This is a genomic window from Sphingobium boeckii, assembly GCF_014199215.1.
GTDB classification, from domain to species: Bacteria; Pseudomonadota; Alphaproteobacteria; order Sphingomonadales; family Sphingomonadaceae; genus Sphingobium_A; species Sphingobium_A boeckii.
Window position 1 is genome coordinate 417,936 of record NZ_JACIJC010000002.1, and the last position, 19,086, is coordinate 437,021.

At 64.1% G+C, this 19,086-nt stretch carries 12 protein-coding genes; 9 read left to right on the forward strand and 3 right to left on the reverse strand.

Annotated elements, in window-relative coordinates; translation table 11 throughout:
* The first annotated feature begins 485 nt into the window (after nucleotides 1–485).
* From FHS49_RS07150 to FHS49_RS07165, 4 genes are all read left to right on the forward strand, one after another.
* Nucleotides 486–710 carry a YozE family protein gene (locus FHS49_RS07150; RefSeq protein WP_184016773.1) on the forward strand — a complete coding sequence of 75 codons (225 nt, stop codon included), beginning with the start codon at nucleotides 486–488 and terminating at the stop codon, nucleotides 708–710.
* Complete coding sequence (locus FHS49_RS07155; protein WP_184016775.1) at nucleotides 707–1,780, forward strand: histidine kinase dimerization/phosphoacceptor domain -containing protein; 1,074 nt, start codon at nucleotides 707–709, stop codon at nucleotides 1,778–1,780. Before FHS49_RS07150 ends, FHS49_RS07155 begins: the two co-directional genes overlap by 4 nt.
* 5 nt (nucleotides 1,781–1,785) lie before the next feature.
* On the forward strand, nucleotides 1,786–2,796 hold the full coding sequence (locus tag FHS49_RS07160; RefSeq protein ID WP_184016777.1) for an L-lactate dehydrogenase: 1,011 nt from the start codon (nucleotides 1,786–1,788) through the stop codon (nucleotides 2,794–2,796).
* A gap of 94 nt (nucleotides 2,797–2,890) precedes the next feature.
* Nucleotides 2,891–3,664: a hypothetical protein gene (locus tag FHS49_RS07165; protein ID WP_246350422.1), complete on the forward strand. Its 774-nt coding sequence runs from the start codon at nucleotides 2,891–2,893 to the stop codon at nucleotides 3,662–3,664.
* A 25-nt stretch (nucleotides 3,665–3,689) separates the two neighbouring features.
* Here FHS49_RS07165 and FHS49_RS07170 read toward each other — a convergent pair whose 3' ends face one another.
* Genes FHS49_RS07170 through FHS49_RS07180 form a run of 3 tightly spaced genes read right to left on the reverse strand, consistent with a single transcriptional unit; the run spans nucleotide 3,690 to nucleotide 7,837 of the window.
* A complete protein-coding gene (locus tag FHS49_RS07170) occupies nucleotides 3,690–5,219 on the reverse strand; it encodes a DHA2 family efflux MFS transporter permease subunit (RefSeq protein WP_184016779.1) in 1,530 nt (509 codons plus the stop codon).
* 10 nt (nucleotides 5,220–5,229) lie between these two features.
* Nucleotides 5,230–6,384, reverse strand: a complete 1,155-nt coding sequence (locus tag FHS49_RS07175) for an EmrA/EmrK family multidrug efflux transporter periplasmic adaptor subunit (RefSeq protein ID WP_184016781.1) — start codon at nucleotides 6,382–6,384, stop codon at nucleotides 5,230–5,232.
* Nucleotides 6,377–7,837, reverse strand: coding sequence for an efflux transporter outer membrane subunit (locus FHS49_RS07180; protein WP_184016783.1), 1,461 nt, complete (start codon nucleotides 7,835–7,837; stop codon nucleotides 6,377–6,379). The genes FHS49_RS07175 and FHS49_RS07180 overlap by 8 nt, the downstream gene beginning before the upstream one ends.
* Nucleotides 7,838–7,919: 82 nt before the next feature.
* Between FHS49_RS07180 and FHS49_RS07185 the strand changes: the two genes are divergently transcribed.
* From FHS49_RS07185 to FHS49_RS07205, 5 genes are all read left to right on the forward strand, one after another.
* On the forward strand, nucleotides 7,920–8,585 hold the full coding sequence (locus tag FHS49_RS07185) for a TetR/AcrR family transcriptional regulator (RefSeq protein ID WP_184016785.1): 666 nt from the start codon (nucleotides 7,920–7,922) through the stop codon (nucleotides 8,583–8,585).
* A 176-nt stretch (nucleotides 8,586–8,761) separates the two neighbouring features.
* The gene (gene rnk / locus FHS49_RS07190) at nucleotides 8,762–9,250 is read left to right on the forward strand and encodes a nucleoside diphosphate kinase regulator (protein WP_343052919.1); all 489 of its coding nucleotides are present in this window, start codon (nucleotides 8,762–8,764) and stop codon (nucleotides 9,248–9,250) included.
* Between the two features lie 170 nt (nucleotides 9,251–9,420).
* Nucleotides 9,421–11,169, forward strand: coding sequence for a ShlB/FhaC/HecB family hemolysin secretion/activation protein (locus tag FHS49_RS07195; RefSeq protein WP_184016787.1), 1,749 nt, complete (start codon nucleotides 9,421–9,423; stop codon nucleotides 11,167–11,169).
* Nucleotides 11,169–16,019, forward strand: coding sequence for a beta strand repeat-containing protein (locus FHS49_RS07200; protein ID WP_184016789.1), 4,851 nt, complete (start codon nucleotides 11,169–11,171; stop codon nucleotides 16,017–16,019). Before FHS49_RS07195 ends, FHS49_RS07200 begins: the two co-directional genes overlap by 1 nt.
* Nucleotides 16,016–19,078, forward strand: a complete 3,063-nt coding sequence (locus tag FHS49_RS07205) for a CHAT domain-containing protein (RefSeq protein ID WP_184016791.1) — start codon at nucleotides 16,016–16,018, stop codon at nucleotides 19,076–19,078. The genes FHS49_RS07200 and FHS49_RS07205 overlap by 4 nt, the downstream gene beginning before the upstream one ends.
* Nucleotides 19,079–19,086: the final 8 nt, after the last annotated feature.

Consider the following 19,086-nt stretch of genomic DNA (forward strand, 5'->3'; position numbering starts at 1 on the left):
CTCAAGGTCGAAAGCAGCGTGAGAGTATAGGCTTTATTACGTGCGAATTTCATGTCCGAGTCCCCTTGTGGATGACGGCCGGATAGGGGGGCTCAAGGACAATGCCGTGACATGCCGATGTGGGGAATGTGACAAACGGCGCAAAGTTGTTCGTATCTTAGGCTTTGTATCATCCGGACTTCATCCGCACGCCTGCCGATGCGAGAGCGCAGATCAGATTGGTGCCGGAAAGACGCCCGGTTCCGCCCGCCATCGATCAGGAGCCGCGATATGGGGGGGGGCAAGAGCGGTGGGCGTTATTGCTTGGAGAACCGTCGATTTTGAAGCGTGGGTTTGCATAAAACTATGCTACAGGCAGCCATCACCCGATATCCGATCAGGCATCTTGTGACCGGGAGACAGTGCTGCTCTCGCCTGTAGGCCGAGGTGCATTTTGGATCAGCCGCGTTTTTCTTCGCTTCAGCGCCTTATGCCGGGATCGCCTCATGCAGCCTGAAAACGACAATGGGGATTCCTTCGGGACGTGGCTTTTGTCGCAGCAGGATCATGAAGGCTGGATCGGCGCGCTGGCGAAAGCCGCCAAATCGGATCGCCGCTTTCCACGCGCCGGCGATCCCGATGCGGTGCGCAAGCATCTGAGCGAAGCGCAGGCCGAAGGCGACATGTTCGAGGCCGTCGATGACGCCGAAAACCTCTGGATCAATCGGTGATTCCCGCACGCACATTGGAAGAGGCGCAGATCCTCGCCCAGGCGATCGTCAATACGATCCCCGAGCCTTTCCTGGTGCTGGACGAGCGGTTTCGCGTTCTCACGGCGAGCCGGTCCTTTTGCGAAACCTTTAAGGTGACACCGGATGAGACCGAGGGGAACCTGCTTTACGCACTCGGCGACGGACAATGGGACATTCCTGCACTGCGCACGCTGCTGGAGACGATCATTCCCGACCGCGTCGCCATGGACGGCTTCGAGGTCAAACATGATTTCCCCGGGGTCGGCTGGCGCAACATGCTGCTGAACGCACGCAAGGTGATCTATCAGGAAAGCGCGAACATCACGATCCTGCTGGCCTTCAGGGATGTGACGGCCACGCGCGCGATCGAGCAGGAAAAGGCCGCGCTGCTCCAGCAGGCCGAAGAACTGGTGCGTCAAAAGCAGGTTCTGCTGCAGGAGATGCAGCATCGCGTGGCCAACAGCCTTCAGATCATCGCGAGCATATTGCTGCTCAAGGCCCGCGCTGTTTCATCGGAAGAAACGCGCTTTCATCTGCAGGATGCGCATCAGCGCGTGATGTCGGTCGCGGCGGTCCAGCAATATCTTCATGCCACGGACGGCGTGGACCAGATCGACGTCGGTGCCTATTTCGAAAAGCTGTGCGCTGGCCTCGCCAGTTCGATGATCGGCGATGTCCAGCCTATCATGATCGACGTGATGGCGGAGAAAGGCATGGTCGATTCATCGGAAGCGGTCAGCCTTGGCCTGATCGTGACCGAATTGGTGATCAACGCCATCAAATATGCGTTTCCGCAATCCAAGCCCGGCGCTAAAATTCTGGTGACTTACGAGATCGACGAGTCGGACTGGAAGCTGGTCGTATCCGATAACGGCATCGGCAAGGGCGATAGCGACATTGGCGCAAAGGATGGTGGCTTGGGAACGACGATCATCAAGGCGCTGGCCAAGCAACTCAGCGCGAGTGTGGAGATGTCGGCCGGCAATGACGGCCTTACGGTATCCATCACCCGCGCCACCTTCACATCACGTATGCCCAAGGCCGCGTAAATTCGATGGTGCCCGATCCCGCATCCGACGCTTCTGATATAAGGGAGGTCGACAGCGGTCGGGTCGCCATCATCGGCGCGGGCCATGTCGGCTCCACCACTGCCTATGCCCTGATGCTGCGCGCGCTGTTCCGCGAAATCGTGCTTATCGACAATGATGCAGGGCTGGCGCGCGCCGAAGCGCGTGACGTGTCCGACGCCAATGCGCTGGCGCGGCCGGCGCATGTGTGGGCCGGCGACTATCCCGATGCCGCCCGGGCAGACATCGTCATCATCACCGCAGGCGCGGCGACCCAGGGCGCGCAAAGCCGGCTGTCGATCGCGACGCGCAGTGCGGAGATCGTTCGGCAATGCGTGACCAGACTAATGGCCGAAGGCTTTAGCGGCATCATGATCATTGCGGCCAATCCGGTCGATCTGATGACCGCGGTGGCTATCGCGGCATCCGGCCTGGAGCCTGCGCGCGTGATCGGCACCGGGACGCTGCTCGATTCCCTGCGCCTGCAGCACGCCCTGGCGCACAGGCTCGGTGTCGCGCCCAATGCTGTCCACGCCATGGTCATCGGCGAACATGGCGACAGCGCGGTCGCCGCTTTTTCCAACGTCAGGATCGGGGGATTACCGCTGAGCCGGTTCCAGCCAGACTGGAGCGTAGCGGACGAGGCGCAGATTGCGACCGATGTGCGCAATGGCGCGTACCGGATCATCGAAGGCAAAGGTTACACCTCCTTTGGCGTGGCGACGGCGATCGTGAGGATTTGCGAGGCGGTCGTGCGCAACGAGGGCGCGATCCTGCCGGCCTCCACACAGCTCAATGGCGAATCCGGCATTTCCGGCATCTGCCTCAGCCTGCCCTGCATCCTCGGGGCGTCCGGCATCGTGCGAATCCTGGAGCCGGATCTCGACGAGGCGGAAATATGCGCGTTGCACGCGTCGGCGGCCATCGTCCGCAAGGCACTCGCGTCGTTGACCGCCGGCGATACAGCCCCCGTGACGGACACCATCCGATCGCATTGACATTAAAAATGTCGTATTGATCCAATACATGTCGCGACGCGCTCATTACGAAGCTGGTCGCAATCGCGGCGGGCGATTGAGCTGGGGGGCTAAGATGGCGACACTAACCGGACAGCGGATGCCCATGTCTGCTGAACATCGTTTTTTCCTGACCATGGCCATCGGAATGGCGGCGACCATCGCGCTCGGGTTCTCCGTTCAACTGGCGATGGGACGATCGAGCTTCAACGCGCCTTTCCTGGTTCATGTTCACGCTCTCGTGTTTTTCGGCTGGACCGCTTTTTATGTCCTGCAGAATGCGCTGATCGCGACCGGATCGGTCGCACTGCACCGGCGTCTCGGCTGGCTGGGGGCGGTCTGGGCCATCGCGGTCGTGCTGCTGGGCATCTATACCACCGTGATGATGGTGCGACGGGGTGCCACGCCCTTTTTCTTCCAGCCGAATTATTTTCTGTTCATGAATTCGCTCACCGTATCGGGTTTCGGCGGACTGACCGCAGCGGCGATCCTCATGCGCCGGCGCACCGATTGGCATCGCCGTCTGCTCTTGTGCGCAATGGCCATTCTTACCGGCCCCGCCTTTGGGCGGCTGCTGCCCCTGCCCCTGCTCATCCCCTGGGCCGGCTGGGCAGTATTCGTCGCCGTGATGATCTTTCCCGCGCTTGGCATCCTTCGCGATCTGCGGCGGTCAGGGCGGGTGCATCCAGCTTATGTCTGGGGTGTCGCAACGATAGTGGCGATCCAGATCGCGATCGGACTCGTCGCGTTCAGCCAGCCTGGCCTGGCCGTTTATCGCACGGTCACCCAATCCACGGCCGGCGAGCATGTGCCGCCACTGGCCTTTCCGCCACCGCCGCTGATGCCGTAAAAGTCGGGGCCGATCAGCGTCCGTCTCAATGCGCTGCGGAAATATCCACATTGGGTCTGGCGCGCGGCGATAGCCACACGATGGCGGCTGCCACGAAGAGCACAAGCGCGGCGATCAGGAACGTGTGGTTGACCGCCAGCATGATGGCTTCCTGCTCGACCAGATTCGAAATGACCTGCCGGCTCTGATCCATGCTCATGCCCGCATTCGTCAGTGTGCGTTGAACATCGTCCGGCTGCAGCTTCGCCGCCAGTTCGTTGCGCGAGACGCGCTGCGCATCACCCCAAACGGATAAAGCGAGCGATGTCGAGACGGCGATCGCCATGGTCCTGAGAAAATTCTGGAGCCCGGCCGCCGACGCGGTTTCCTCGGGCCGCACGGCCCCCAGCGTGATCGATGTGAGCGGGATCATAAAGAAGCCCATCGCAAAGCCCTGAACGATCTGCGGTGCGGCCAGCGACCAGAAATCAATGCCGCTGGTCCATTGCGCGCGCCAGACGGCCATCAGGCCAAGCCAGGCGACGGCACCTGAAACCATGATGCGCGCATCCACCCGCCCCATCAGCCGCGGCACGAAAGGTGCCGCCGTGATCGCCGTCATGGCGGTGAAGGCGGTAACGAGTCCGGCTGAGGTCGCAGTGTAACCCATGGGCGTCTGGAGCCATTGCGGAATGATCACGATGCTGGCGAAATAGGCACCGAAGCACAGCGCCAGCGCGATCACCCCGAAAGTGAATCCGCGATGCCGGAATATCCGGAGATCGACGATGGGATGGTCCTCGGTCAGCTCCCATATGATGAATATGAGGAATCCGATCGCAGCGAGGATCGCGAGCGTCACGATCATAGGATCGCCAAACCAATCCCGGTCACGCCCCAGATCGAGCATGAGTTGCAGGCAGCCGATCCAGAAGATCAAAAGGCCGAGGCCGATCTTGTCGATCGGCAGAATCTGCGTCTGCGTTTCAACCGGCTTCAGGAGTTTCGCTCCCGCCAGAATACATAGAATGCAGATCGGCAGATTGATGAAGAAAATCCAGTGCCAGCTCCAATTGTCGCTGATCGTGCCGCCGATGATCGGCCCCAGCGCTGGGCCGAGCAAGGTCGTCATCGCCCAGAGCCCCATCGCCCGTCCCCGCATCTCGGGCGGAAAAACGCGGATCAGCAGCGTCTGCGTGATCGGCATGATCGGGCCGCCGCACAGTCCCTGCCCGATGCGGCAGACCACCAACATGCCCAGCGTGGGAGACAGTCCGCACAGGATTGAAAACAGGCCGAACCCCGCAACGCTGAACAGGAACATCTTGACCGTGCCGAAGCGCAGCACGAGCCAGCCCGTCAGCGGAACCGTAATCGCCTCGGCCACCGCATAGGAGGTGATCACCCAGGTCCCCTGATCGGGCGTTATCCCCAGATTGCCGGCAATGTGCGGCACGGAGACATTGGCGATGGTCAGATCGAGCACCACCATGAAATTGCTGAGCGCCAGCACCAGACCCGCCATAAGCCGGTGCGATGGCTTGATCATGAATTGGCTTTTGGCCGGATCGCTCATGCCCGATGCCTCACTGGCCGGAGAGGTCTATCTCAACCTCGGTGGAAAGACCCACCTGAAGCGGATGTTCGGCCAGTTCCCTGGGATCGAGCGCAATACGCACGGGCAGGCGCTGGACCACCTTGATCCAGTTGCCGGTGGCATTCTGCGCGGGAATCAGCGACATGGAGGATCCGGTGCCGCCGGAAAAGCCAGCGACCTTGCCGTGATAGACCACGCCGCTGCCATAGATATCGGCGGTGACCGTGGCCGGCATCCCGATCCTCACCCGACGAAGCTGACGCTCCTTGAAATTCGCATCGATATAGACCTTGCCCAGCGGCACGATCGTCATGATCGGTGCGCCCTGGGTCACGCGCTGACCGATCTGAACCTGCCGCTTGCTCACCACGCCGTCGATCGGGGCGCGGATCGTCATCCGGTCCAGATCGAGCTTGGCCGCCTCCAGTCGGGCCTTCGCCGTCATCACGCCAGGATCGGTATCTTCGGTCGATCCACGCACCAGCGCATCATTCGCGGCCAGTTCGCCCACTGCGGCGCTGCGGGTCGATTGCGCCTGAGCGATGGACGCCTGCGCCTGAGCGAGCGCCGCCTTGGCGCCGCTGAAAGCATTCTGGGCGATGGTCAGTTCTTCGCCCGACACTGCGCCGCTGCTGCGCAGCCGCTCACGACGCTGCAAATCCAGACTCGCCTTGCCATAATCGGCGCGTGCCGCGAGGAGCCGTGCCCGCGCCTGATCAATGTCTGCGCCACGCGCCTGGATTTGCGAAGACAAGGCCGTGCTGCTGGCCGATGTCTGGCGAAACTTACGGCGTGCTTCGGCCAGTTCCGCTTCAGCCTGGGCGATGGCGATCCGCGCATTGGAAGGATCGAGCTTCACCAGAATGTCGCCGCGCTTCACCCGATCGGTGTCGCTGACGTTCACCTCGATCGCCTGCGCCGAAATCAGCGGCGTCACCTGCGCCATCTCCGCATTCACATAAGCATTGTCCGTGCTGACATGGTTGCGCCCGATCAACACGTAATACAGCGTCCACACTATGGCGATCACGACGACCGCGATGGCGAGACGTTTCAACCACGTCCTGCGCGTCGCGAGGCGCGCATCCTTCCGGGCCGAATCATCCTGTGTGGCTTCCATGGAAGAAGGTGCGGCGTCAGCCATGCGAATTGTCCTTGGCGAAATGGGCGTCCGTGATCGTGAAACCGCCGCCGAGTGCACGGATGAGGGCGACATCGAGCACGAAGGCGCGGGCATCGAGATCTGCCGAAGCCTGGCGAACCGCGAGCAAGCGATCCTCGATATTCAACACATCGAGATAGGTGGAAAGCCCGCCGTCATAGCGCTGACGGGCAATCGCATAAGCATCTTCAGACGCCGCCAGCGCAGCGCGCACATCGACCAGCCTCTGGGTCAGAATACGGCGGCTCGCGACGGCGTCCGCCACGTCCCGATAGGCATCCAGAACGATCGCATCGTAATTCGCGACAGCCTCGTCATAGGTCGCCCTAGCGCCGCGATACTGCCCCTTGATCGATCCGCCATGGAAGATGGGCAGGCTGATCGCGGGACCGACATTGCCGTATAGCGCATCCTTTTCGAGCAACTGATCCAGGCCGAGTGCCTGAAAGCCGATCAAGCCGCTCAGCCGCAGCGCCGGAAAGAAATCCGCCCGCGCAACCTTGATCCGACTGGCGGCGGCTTCAGCGCGCGCGCGCGCCGCCGCGATATCGGGCCGGCGACCGATCAGGTCGGTCGTCACATCGCTCGGCAAACCCTGGGCCACCAGCGCGCCAAGCCGCGGCGCAGTCATCGCCAGCCCCCGATCCGGTCCCGCGCCGATCAGCGCGGCGATCTGATTCTGGCGCAGCGCAATCGCCTCATCAGCGGCGGCGACATTCGCCCGCGCGGACGAGGCGGTGGCATCCGCCTGACGCACACTGCTGCGTGTTTCGAGACCATTTTGTTCGCGCTGGGCCACCAGCGTCTGCGTCGCAATCCGCAGTTCGAGCGTGCGCTGCTGGATAGCGCGCTCGGCATGAAGACGAGCGAGATCCGCATAGGCATCGGCAATGCTGGTGGTGAGCATCAGGCGGGCCTGCTGCGCATCGATTTCCGCTGCGCGCACCTCGGATGTCGCAGCGGCGAGCGCGGCGCGGTTCTTGCCCCATAGATCAAGATCGAAATTGAGATCGAGCACCACCTGCCCCGTATCGAGCCAGCCCTTGGGCACGAATTCCTTGGGCAAGCCATTGTTATAGCTCTGCTTGTTCAGACCGCCCTGTCCCCGAACATCCACGGAGGGCAGCAGCGCACCACCGGCTTGCTGCGCCAGTCCGGCCGCACGGCGCAGGCGCGCAGCCGCGGCGGCGACATCCGGCGCGTTCCGCAGACCTTCCTCGATCAAGCCTGCAAGCTGGGGATCATCATAACCCACCCACCAGTCTTCGCCCGGCCATGCCGAGCCCGCGCCGGGCAAGCTCTCGCTGGCGGCGATCGTTTCGGCTGTGCGAAGCGCCGCTGGCGATCCCAGATCGGGCACTGACGCGCAGCCAGACGCCATCAGGGAAAGAGCCAGCGTGCTGGCGGCAAGAAAAGGGGTGCGACTCAAGGGCATATAAAAAACCGTACCAAGCAGTATCGAGCGCCAATGCGCCGCACCCCGCACCCTTGTCAACAAGAAAAGCGTACCATATGGTATGGATATGATAAAAGAGATTTCATGCGCTCCGGTCAGCCGCCGCGAGAGCCGCAGGCTGGACCGCCGCGAGATCATCCTGAACGTCGCCGCACAGTCTTTTCTGGAGCAGGGCTATGCCAGCACCACCATGTCATCCATCGCCGCCGCGCTCGGCGGATCCAAGGGCACACTGTGGAGCCATTTCCCTTCGAAAGAGGCTTTGTTCGAAGCGGTAATCGATCGCGCGACGGCGGCCTATCGCGCCAAGCTGTCCGAAATTCTGGATACCCGCGGCGATTTCAGCACCACGCTCAAACGGGTGTGCGCTGGAATCATGGAGAAGATCCTGTCGCCCGAAGCCGTGTCGCTCTATCGTCTTGTCGTCGCGGAAGCCGGTCGCTTTCCCGAAATGGGTAGGATCTTCTACAATCGGGGGCCAAGGCGGACCTGGGAATTGCTCGCCGAATTTCTTTCAAGCGCGATGAATGACGGCATCATCAGGCGCGCCGATCCACTGGACGCGGCCCGCTTTCTGGTCAGCCTGTGCATGGCCGACTGCCACCAGCAATTGCTGATGGGAATGATACAAAGCGCACCGCCCGAAGCCGTCGAACGCGACATCGATCGCGCCATTGCCGTGTTCATGAACACTTTCGCAGCGGATGCAGCGCGCTTGGACGGATAAGTGGCGAGCCTCCGTGATTTGACTTTGCTACCCCTCCAGCCCATCACCATCCCATGATCTCTTCGGCACGTCAGCGGCAAGCCCGCCATCATTCGGGGCAACTTCCCGCGCGCCCTTAGCCCGGGTTCGGCACGGCCAATAGGCTGGCGTCAGGCTCGGGCATTTCAATTCAGCACATGGACCGTTCTCGCACTGGGGACGACGTCGTGCTGCGCGCCATACCGAACAGAAAGATCATCATGCCCGAAAAAGCATCGTCGCGCGTGCCGGACACGCCATCCATCCACGTTCTCGACACCGATTATGACGCCATTGCGGCGCTCGCCATCCAGGCCGAACAGGCGCAGCCGGAGGTCGCCGCATTGCTGCTTGCCGAACTCGCCCGCGCCGAGGTCCATAGCCATGCCGATCTCCCGCCGCACACGGTGGCCATGCACTCCATGGTCGAATTTTTCGACAAGGGCAGAGGCGCACACCGGACGGTGGAGCTGGTTTATCCACAGGAGGCGGATATTGAAGCGGGCAAGATTTCGATCCTGACGCTGGTGGGTGCTGCGCTGATCGGCATGGCGGCCGGAACCTCGATCATGTGGCCGGATCGGGAAGGGAGAAGCCGATGGCTCAAGATCGTCGATGTCCGCCCCAGACCGGTGAAGACAGGATGAGCGAGCATCGGCTTTCCGCCTGAATAATCACCCAATTCCTTCCGGGCGATACCAAGTCTTAAACATTCGCTGTCACCCCATTTGCGGGGATCATGGTTGGCGCATCCGGCGTGGGGCGGGTGACTGACAGGGCGTTGCATTGGCGCGCCCAGGCATTCGGGGATGGATTGATGTTGCGTCGTAAATCGCACGCCTTGCTGGCGTGCGGCATGGTTTTCACAGGTGCCGGCGGCCCCGCCGCCGTCGCCCAGACCAGCGCCAAGGTCTCGCCGCCCACCCGCGACGATCTCATGCGCGGTGAAACGCCCGACGCTGCGCCGCCCACGCGGCTGACCATCGAAGGCGGCATCGAACGGGCACCCTGCACGCTGGACGAACGCGCTTATAGCGATATTCGGATCGATATCGCCGCGATCAGCTTCAATCACGCCGAACTCGCGCCCGATGTCGATCTCAGCCCCGCTTTTGCCGCCTATCTTGGCGGGCGCTATCCAGTGTCCGCGCTGTGCGACATCAGGGACCGCGCGGCGACCCTCTTGCGCGATGCCGGCTATATGGCGGCGGTGCAGGTGCCCGCCCAGCGCATCGAGGATGGCGCGATCCGCTTCGAAATCCTGTTCGCGCGCGTGGCGCAGATCCGCGTGCTCGGCGATGCGGGGCGGACCGAGCGCTTGCTGGCGGGCTATCTGAGACACCTCACCCGAGACACGGTGTTCAACCGTAACATCGCCGAACGCTATCTGCTGCTGGCGCGCGATCTTCCCGGCTATGACGTGAAACTCTCGCTCAAGCCCGCCGGCACGGGCGCTGGCGCGCTGATCGGCGAAGTGACTGTTCGCCGCACGCCCGTGATGCTCGATCACAATATCCAGAATTTCGCCGGGCATGACACCGGCCCCTGGGGTCAACAGCTTCGCGCGCAGTTCAACGGACTGACCGGTCTCGGTGATCGCACCACCGTCTCGCTTTATGCCACTGCCGATGAGAGCGAGCAGAAGATCCTCCAGCTCGGCCATGAATTCCGCCTGGGCAGCGAAGGGCTGACGGTCAGCGGTGATTTCACCTACGCATGGACCCGCCCCGATCTGGGCGTGGACGTGCGCGCCCGCACGCTCTTCGCCACGGGTGAAGTGAGCTATCCGCTCCTGCGCTCCTCCATTGCCAATATACGTGGCCATATCGGCATGGATCTGGTCAATCAGCGAGTCGGTTTTGCCGGCATTCCCCTCAGCGAAGACAAATTGCGCGTGGCGTGGCTGCGGATCGACGCTGATAGGGCCGATGGGCGCGCGCGTCTGGGCGGCATACCCGCCTGGCGGGCATCGGGGTCGATCGAATTGCGCCGGGGCATGGATATATTCGGGGCCAGCCAGGGCTGCCTGGCCAACCCGGCGGCGTGCACGCAATCCGGCGCGGTCGCGCCCAGCCGCCCGACCGGCGATCCCACCGCCACCGTGGTCCGCCTGGACGGCCTTGCCGAAATCCAATTGCCCGCGCGGCTTGGCTTTTCGCTGCGCCCGCGCGCGCAATATGCCTTCGATCCCTTGCTCAGTTTCGAGCAATATTCGGCGGGCAATTACACCATCGGCCGCGGCTATATGCCGGGCACGCTCATCGGCGATTCCGGCTTGGGAGTGCAGGCCGAACTCAACATGCGCGCGATCAGGACAGGATCGGATATCGCGCTTCAGCCCTTTGCCTTTGTCGACAGCGCGTGGGTATGGATCAAGGATGCGCCCGGCGGTGCCCAACGCCTGACCTCGGTCGGCGGCGGCGTGCGCACGAGCCTGCGCGATCGGATGCGGCTCGACGTGACCATCGCCATCCCCACCGACCGCGCCGGATTGCAGACGAAATCAGGCGATGCGCGCCTGCTCGTCTCGCTTACCACAAAGCTCTTGCCCTGGATGACCCGCTGATGCGCACGCCCCTTCCCCATCTTCGTCGTGCCACGGTCTTTGCTTCCGTCAGCACGCTCGCGCTCGCATTCTGCAGCACCGCGGCCCAGGCCCAGGCTCTCGAAGGCACGCCCAACGTCATCGTCGGCGCAGTCGGGATCGACCGGACGGTTTCGGGGGTGGATACGATCACCGTCAATTCGCCCAGCGCGGTGATCGACTGGACTCCGACAGACACGGCCGGCGCGGGCGACATCGATTTTCTGCCAGCAGGCACCACGGCCAACTTCATCAACAGCGATTCGCCCGCCCCTTATACCGTGCTCAACCGGATCATCCCGGCCGATCCCGCACGGCGCGTGGCGCTGAACGGCAATGTCGTCGGCCGGTTGCGTGATGGTATGGGCAATGTATCACCGGGCGGATCGGTGTGGTTCTACAGCCCCGGCGGCATTCTGGTCGGCTCCACGGCGGTGTTCGATGTCGGCAGCCTCGTGCTGACGGCGGCCGATCCGCTGCTTGATGGCGATGGCAATTTCGTCACCGGCGGCAGTTTCAGCCTCGCCGCCCCACCGGGCAGCCTGGCCGGGATAGAGATCGCGAACGGCGCACAGATTTCGGCGCTGTCCGAAGGCAGCTACATCGCCATGGTCGCGCCGCGCATCACCCAGGCCGGCACGGTGACCGTGAATGGCACGGCCGCTTATGTCGCCGCCGAGGCCGCAGACTTCACCTTCGATCAGGGGCTGTTCGCCATCAATGTCACCACCGGCACCGAAGCCGGCGGCACGGTGTTCCAGCACAGCGGCACCACCACCGGGCCGTCCAGCACCGGCTTTCCCGACAATCACCGTATCTACATGGTCGCCATTCCCAAGAATGACGCGATCACCATGGTGATTTCGGCGGGAGGATCTCTGGGCTTCGAACCGGCGGCTTCGGCGGGGATCGAGAATGGCGTGGTCGTGCTGTCCGCAGGGCATAATATCCTGAGCAACGGTTTTGCCGACAATATCGAAACCTATCCGCTGACCACGACCCAGGCCAATGTGCATATCACGGGCGGCACGATCACGTCACGCGTCGATGGCCGTGCGACGACCGACATCTTCGCCACGGGGACGCTCGATATCACGGGCGATATCGCACTCAATGGCGGCGTGCGCGCGCATATCGCTGCACAGGCGGGCCAGACGATCACGATCACGGGCAATGCCAGCGTCGGGGCGATCGCATCCTCGTCGGCACCAGACGGCGTGGACCGCACCGGCGGTCAGGCGCTGATCTATGCCGAGGGAACCGGAATGCTCGACATCACCGGAAATGCCACGGCGCAGGCGCAGGGCTTTGCCTATTCCGGCGCGCAGGAATTGCCCGATCCCGCGGGCAGCGGCTTCGGCGGAGAAGCCGCGATCTCGGCAACGGGAGGCGGATTTGTGTCCATCGGCGGCGATGCTTCGGTCGATGCCGGTGGCTATGCAGGTTATAATGCGACTGGTGGCGCTTCCGGCAGCGGACTTGGCGGCACCGCGCGCATCGCTGCCGTCTCCGGCGGTCAGATCTCGATTACGGGTGCGGCCCTTGCCACTGCAGCCGGCGAAGGATCGATGGGCGGTGGCAATGGCACGGGCGGCCTCGCGGGCGTCTATGGCGATGGCGGCATCCTGCAGATCGGCGGGCTGGCTAATGTGAGCGCGATCGGCCGGGGCGGCTCGGGCGGCTTCACAATTGCCGGAGATGGCATTGGCGGCATTGCCGAAGTGGGCGCGCTCAACGGCGGCACGGTCCTGCTGGGTAACGCCGTAGCGATCGACAGCAGCGGCATCGGCGGCGGCGGATCGATCGCGGGGAACGGCACGGGGACGCGCAGCAGTCTCTTCACGCGCGGCGGCACGCTCTCGGTGGCGCTGGATGCCCAGATCGTTTCCGATGGTATTGGCGGCAATGCGGAATCGATTTCCGGCACGATCGGCACCACCGGAACCGGCGGCATAGCGGCCGCCATCGCTGAAACCGGATCGACCGCGGGCTCGCTCAGCGTGACGACGCTCTTGGCATCCGCACGCGGCCTCGGCGGCGATGGTGCGAATGCCAGCAGCTTTGCGGGCGGCACGGGCGGCGCAGGCATCGGCGGACAGGCATTTGCTTATGCCGAATCCGCCAATAACAGTTTCACTGCCGACAGCGTCTCGCTCACGGCTTATGGCCGGGGCGGCGACGGCGGCAATGGCGGCAGCGGGGTTACTGGCCAGGATGGCGGAGCCGGCGGCGCGGGCGCGGGCGGCCTGGTTCAGGCGGGCACGATCAGCGGCGCAGGCGCACCGGTTCTGACGGGCAGCACGACGATCGGGGATCTGATCCTCGATGTCGTGGGCGAGGGCGGCATGGGCGGATCAGGCGGCTTTGGCTCGATCAGCGATGGTCTCGATGGCAGCGGTGGTCTCGGCACGGGAGGCCAAGCCGTTTTAAGCGCACGCGGCGGCATTGCCACAATCGGCGATGTGCTGATCAATGCCTATGGCCTTGGCGGCAATGGCGGCGAAGGCATGATCGGCGCGGCAGGCGGGAATGGCATCGGCGGCAGCTTTACGGTTCTGGCGGGGCCGCACGCCATCACCGGCGCTGGGGGAACGCTGAATGCGCAGGCGCTCACGGCTTATGCCGATGGCCGCGGCGGCACGGGCAGCGCAGCAGGCATAGGCACGGCGGGCGGCGGCCGCGTTTCGGCGGGCGCGGGCAGTTTTCTCAACCTCGACAGCATCATATCGAGCGCCTCGGGCGATCAAGCTGCGGGCGAGGCGCTCGAGCTGTCGTCGATCGGTGGCGCGATGTCGGTCGCAGGCACGGCATCCCTGCAGACCGCTGGCGACATCATTCTTGCCGCGGACAACGGTTCGGTCGTCATCGGGGGTATATTATCCGCGCAGGCAGGCGGTGCGTTTCTGGCGGGCGTCAATGGCATAGCACCCGCCATGCCCGGCACTTTGCGCGCGGGCGGGATGACGCTGCGATCGGGCGGTGCATTCGCCACGGCCTCCCGTCTGGCATCCGACACACGTCTGATCGTCGACGGTGGCGGCGCAGTGACCCTCGGCGCGCTCGACGCGGGTGGCGATGTGCTCGTGGTGGGCAATGGCCCGGTCACCACCGGCATGATCAACGCAGGCGGCGATGCCGTCATCCTGTCCGGCGGTGCCGTCACGGTTGGCGGCATGAACGCGGGCAATATGGCCTATATCGCCGATATCAGCATGTTGCCCCTGCTGGGATCCGCTTATGATACCACCGCGCTTGCCGGTCAGGCTCCCGTCGCGGTGAATGGCGCGATCTCGATTTCCGGCGCGGTGACAGCAAGCCTCTTCACCGCTGCGGCGACAACGGGGTTCAGCGCGCTCGGCCTGATCGACGTGAACGACTTTGCGCTGGACACCGGCGGATCCGTTCTGCTCGACGATCTGATCACCGCGGGCGATTTCATCTTCGACGGCAATGGTGATCTCACGCTGGGTGATATCACCGCGGCGGGCATCGTGGATATCGGGGCCGCGGGATCAATCATCACGGGCGCGCTTTCGGCGAGCGATAGCGTGACCATCGACGCACGCGGCGGATCGGCCATCATCGGCGGCCCCGTCACCACCGGACAATTTGCCGCGGTCACGCAGACGGGCTTCACCGCGCAGGCCGCGATCACCGCAAACGGACTCGATGTGAATGCCGGCGGGGTTGCGACGTTCAACGGGATTGCCGGCGCTCAACAGATCATCGTGCGATCCGCCGATCTTGCGGTCGGGGCATCCGGCGCGCTGGGGATCGCCACGACAGAGACGCTGGACCTCGTCACGGATGGCGCGATGGCGCTCGGCGGCACCGGCGGCACGGGCTATGTGCTGGATGGCGCTGAAGCGACACGACTCCATGCCAATGCCATCACGATCACCGGCGGCGGCACAGCGCTTGTCCGCGATCTGGCGCTGGCCGGCTCCGGCGCGGGTGCCAACGCCAATCTGATCGGCCCCGATGCCAGTCTTTCGATCCAGACCCCTGGCGAAATCCGGGTCACCGGCACTGTCGGCATCACCAATGCCGGTGCCGATGACCAGATGACATTCACCTCGGGTCAGCGTTTCTCCATGACGAGCGAAGCAGGGTCGATCCTGCTCGCCGGCGACGCGGGCGCTCCCTCTGGAATGCTTTCGATCAACGCTCCCGATATCGCCATCGCCACGACGGCGCTGGTCGATCAGCTTGCCATGGATCCCTTTTTCCAGGGGCGCGATACGGCGCTGGCCATTCCGGCATCACCGCGCTTGGCAGGCGTGATCCAGGCCGGTGGCATCCGCTTCGGCGTGAGCCGGTCGCTGATGATCCAGAACACGGGGCGGCCCGGTCTTTTGGCGGGCTTCACGGTGGGCGCTTCCGGCATGACCATCACCAGCACCCTGCCCTCGAACGGCACCGGCACGCCGGTCGATGTCAATATCCATGGCCGCGCGATCGCGGCCGATGGCACCACGCTGATCAACGAAAACACCCTGAGCGGCGTCAGCTTTGAAACCGCAAGCGGCGCTGCCGGCTTTACCGCATCTTCCCGGGTGAATGGCTGCGCTCTGGATGGCAGCGTCTGCGCGCCAATTCTGGCCGAACCGATCGAGATCTCGCCCGCGATCCAGGGCGTGATCGAAGCCGCGGCGGAAGCGCTCACTTCCGAGGACGCGACTTCGATCCCGGATGTGCGCGTGAGAACGGTGATCGACACCGCCGCCTTTTCGACCGAGACTTTGATCGAGGAACCAGTGAGCGGCGGCGGCAATTCGAGCCTTTGGGAGCCCGATGCTCAGGATGAAGGCGCTGAGGGAGAGACGCCATGAAGCGGTTCCTCATCGCGCTCACCGGCGCACTTCTGGTCGCCAGCGCCGGCATCGCTGCCTCCACCCCGCGGCTCAGCGCCGAACCGGGGTTTCGCATCGGCAATGCCGGCGTGCTCTGCACGGCGCAGGGTAAATCGAGCGATGGTGCCTTTCGCTCCATGTTCGATCGCGGCTATGCGATCGTCTGCCGCGACGCCGCATCGGCCGTGGGCAAGCTCTATGTGTTTGCCGACGCCAAACTCAGCGCGCTCGACGCCACTGCACCCGGCCGAAACGATGCGATCACTTGCGCGGACGCGCGCGACGAAGCCTTGGATGGCCTCTCCCATGTCCGCCTTCACCTCTGCACGCTGAACGCGGCCAAACTGCCCTATCGACTCTATTCGGTCTCGCGCGGCGGCAAGCTCTACGTGGCCGAGGGGCTGGCGGGTTATGATTCCGCGCTCAGGCTCGCGCTCAAATCCATCGTGCTCGATCGCCCCGCGCTTGGTGAGGTGCAGGTGGCCATCACCACCGCAGGCGATCCCGCCGCTTTCGCCCGGGTGCAGGCCGGCACGCTCGATCCCGATGAGGCGCTCGCCGCAGCCTATGGGCGCAACAACAGTGGCAGCTATGCCGAAGCCGCCGAGTTCTTCGACATCCTGACCGAACGGGAAGCCATGGCGGCAACGGGGCGGCGCGGCGAATATCTGGCCAATCAGGGGCTCCAGCAATCCAATCTGCGCAATTTCGCTGAAGCGGAATCGCTGCTCGATCAGGCCGCGAAAGACAATGCGGGCGATCCCGTGACCGGGCGCTTGATCCGCAACTATCGCGCGATCCATCTGCTCAACCAACGCGACATCAAAGGCGCGCTCAAGCTGCTCGATCAGCCGATGGAGCGCGCCGCCACAGAAACCCAGGGCGCAGTATCGATCGCCCGCGGCGAGATCGGTGCCCCGCTGGCGCAGCAGATCAATCGCGACGCCGGGGCCGCAGCCACGCTTTCCGGAATCGACTCCCGGCTCACGCCCGGCGAGCGCGTGATCGTGCTCGATGCCCAGGCCACCGAATTGCGCGGCGTCGCCTTTCGCCTCGAACACCGTTATGATGAAGCGGCCTCCCAATTGGCGGCCGCGCAACGGATTCTGGGCAGCATCCGCGGGGGCCGCCTGGCGTCCACGGCCTGGCTGCGCTCGGAAGTGGGTGCCGAATATGCCGCGATTGCCGAGGCGCAGGGCGATTATGGCAAGGCCGAGGCCGGCTTCACGGATTCGATGAATGCGATCGGCACCGAATATCCGGATTCCGCGGCGCTGCTTTCCGCCAAGGCGCGGCTTGCAGCCTTCTTATACCGGCGCGGTGCGATCGACCGGTCCGCGGCGCTTTATCGCGACGTGGTGGCGCAAGGGGAAACGCTACCGGGTTCATCGGCGGCTTTGGCAACCCTGCTCAATCCCTATTTCGAACTACTCGCCAGACGCGCATCCTCCGATGCCGGGGCAGCGGCCGACATGTTCGCCGCCAGCCAGACGCTGCTTCGCCCCGGCGTGGCGCAGACCCAAGCGGTCTTCGCGCGCGAATTGTCAGCCGGCGACGATGAAGGCGCGCGGCTGTTCCGGGAATCGGTCACGCTCTCGCGTGAGATCAGCCGGCTGCGCACCGAGATAGCCCGCGCGGCGGGTCAGCCCGCGGAGGAAGGCGCACCACCGGCCTCGGCCAAGGCAGACGCATTGAACGCGCTCGAATCCAGTCAGACGGCGCTGCAGGCCAAGCTTGGTGCTTATCCGCGATTCCGCGTCATCGATCCCGCGGTGCTTTCGCTCTCCGCGATGCAAAGGCTGCTCCGCGACGGAGAGGCCTATTACAAGCTGACCATCGTCGGCACACGAACCTATGCCATCTTCGTCACGTCGAAACGCGCTCAGGCCTTCGAGGTCGCGATCACACCCGCAGCGCTCACGCAGACCGTGGCCAAGCTGCGGGACAGCATCACGATGATCGAAGCCGATCAGCGCATAACCTACCCCTTCGAGCTGGCTGCGGCACGCGCGCTGTATCGCGCGCTGTTCGATCCGATCGAGGGCGGCATCGGTGCGATCGATCATTTGATCTTCGATCCCGATGGCGCGCTGCTCCAGCTCCCCGTCAATCTTCTGCCCACCGAACAGGCGGGCGTCGACGCCTATCTGGCGCGTATCGCGGATCCCGATGCGGACCAGTTCGATTTCACCGGCATCGCCTGGCTGGGCCGCGGGCGCAATATCTCCACCGCCGTGTCGCCCCGCGCCTTTGCCGATCTCCGTGCGATCAGCCCGGCGCGCGGCAAGCAGGCCTATCTCGGCCTTGGCGAAAATGCGGCACCCGCCGGCATCCCCCTGCAACGCAGCGCTACGCGCGGGATGACGAGCAGCGGCGGCGAGGGCTGCGATTGGCCACTGACCGAGTGGGGCAAGCCGATCTCCGCGCTCGAATTGCGCAAGGCCCAAGGCTTTTTCGGGCAGGCGGGCGGCGAAGTGGTCACCGGCACCGCTTTCAGCGACACCGCACTCATCGCCCGCCGCGATCTGGCGGATTATCGCGTGCTGCATTTCGCGACCCACGGCCTCGTCACCGCGCCGCGCCCCGAATGCCCGGCCCGGCCCGCGTTGCTGACCTCCTTTGGCGGCGGCGCATCCGACGGTCTGTTGAGCTTCAAGGAGATTTACGGCCTTCGGCTCGATGCCGATGCCGTGATCCTGTCCGCATGCGATACGGCGGGCGCAGCGTCGATGGATGCCACGCGCGAAGCCGGGCTCGGCACAGGCGGCGACTTTGCCCTGGATGGCCTGGTGCGCGCCTTCGTCGGCGCGGGCGGGCGCCTGGTGGTCGCCAGTCACTGGCCGATCCCCGATGATTTCCAGGCGACCGAAAGGCTCGTCTCCGCCATGTTTTCGGCCGCGCCGGGCACGCCGATCGCGTCCGCTCTCAGGATCGGGCAGCAGCAGCTTATGGACGCGCCGGAAACCTCGCATCCTTATTATTGGTCTGCCTTCGCGATCGTCGGCGATGGATCGAAGCCGCTCGTGCGCACCGACTGAGCGGCTTC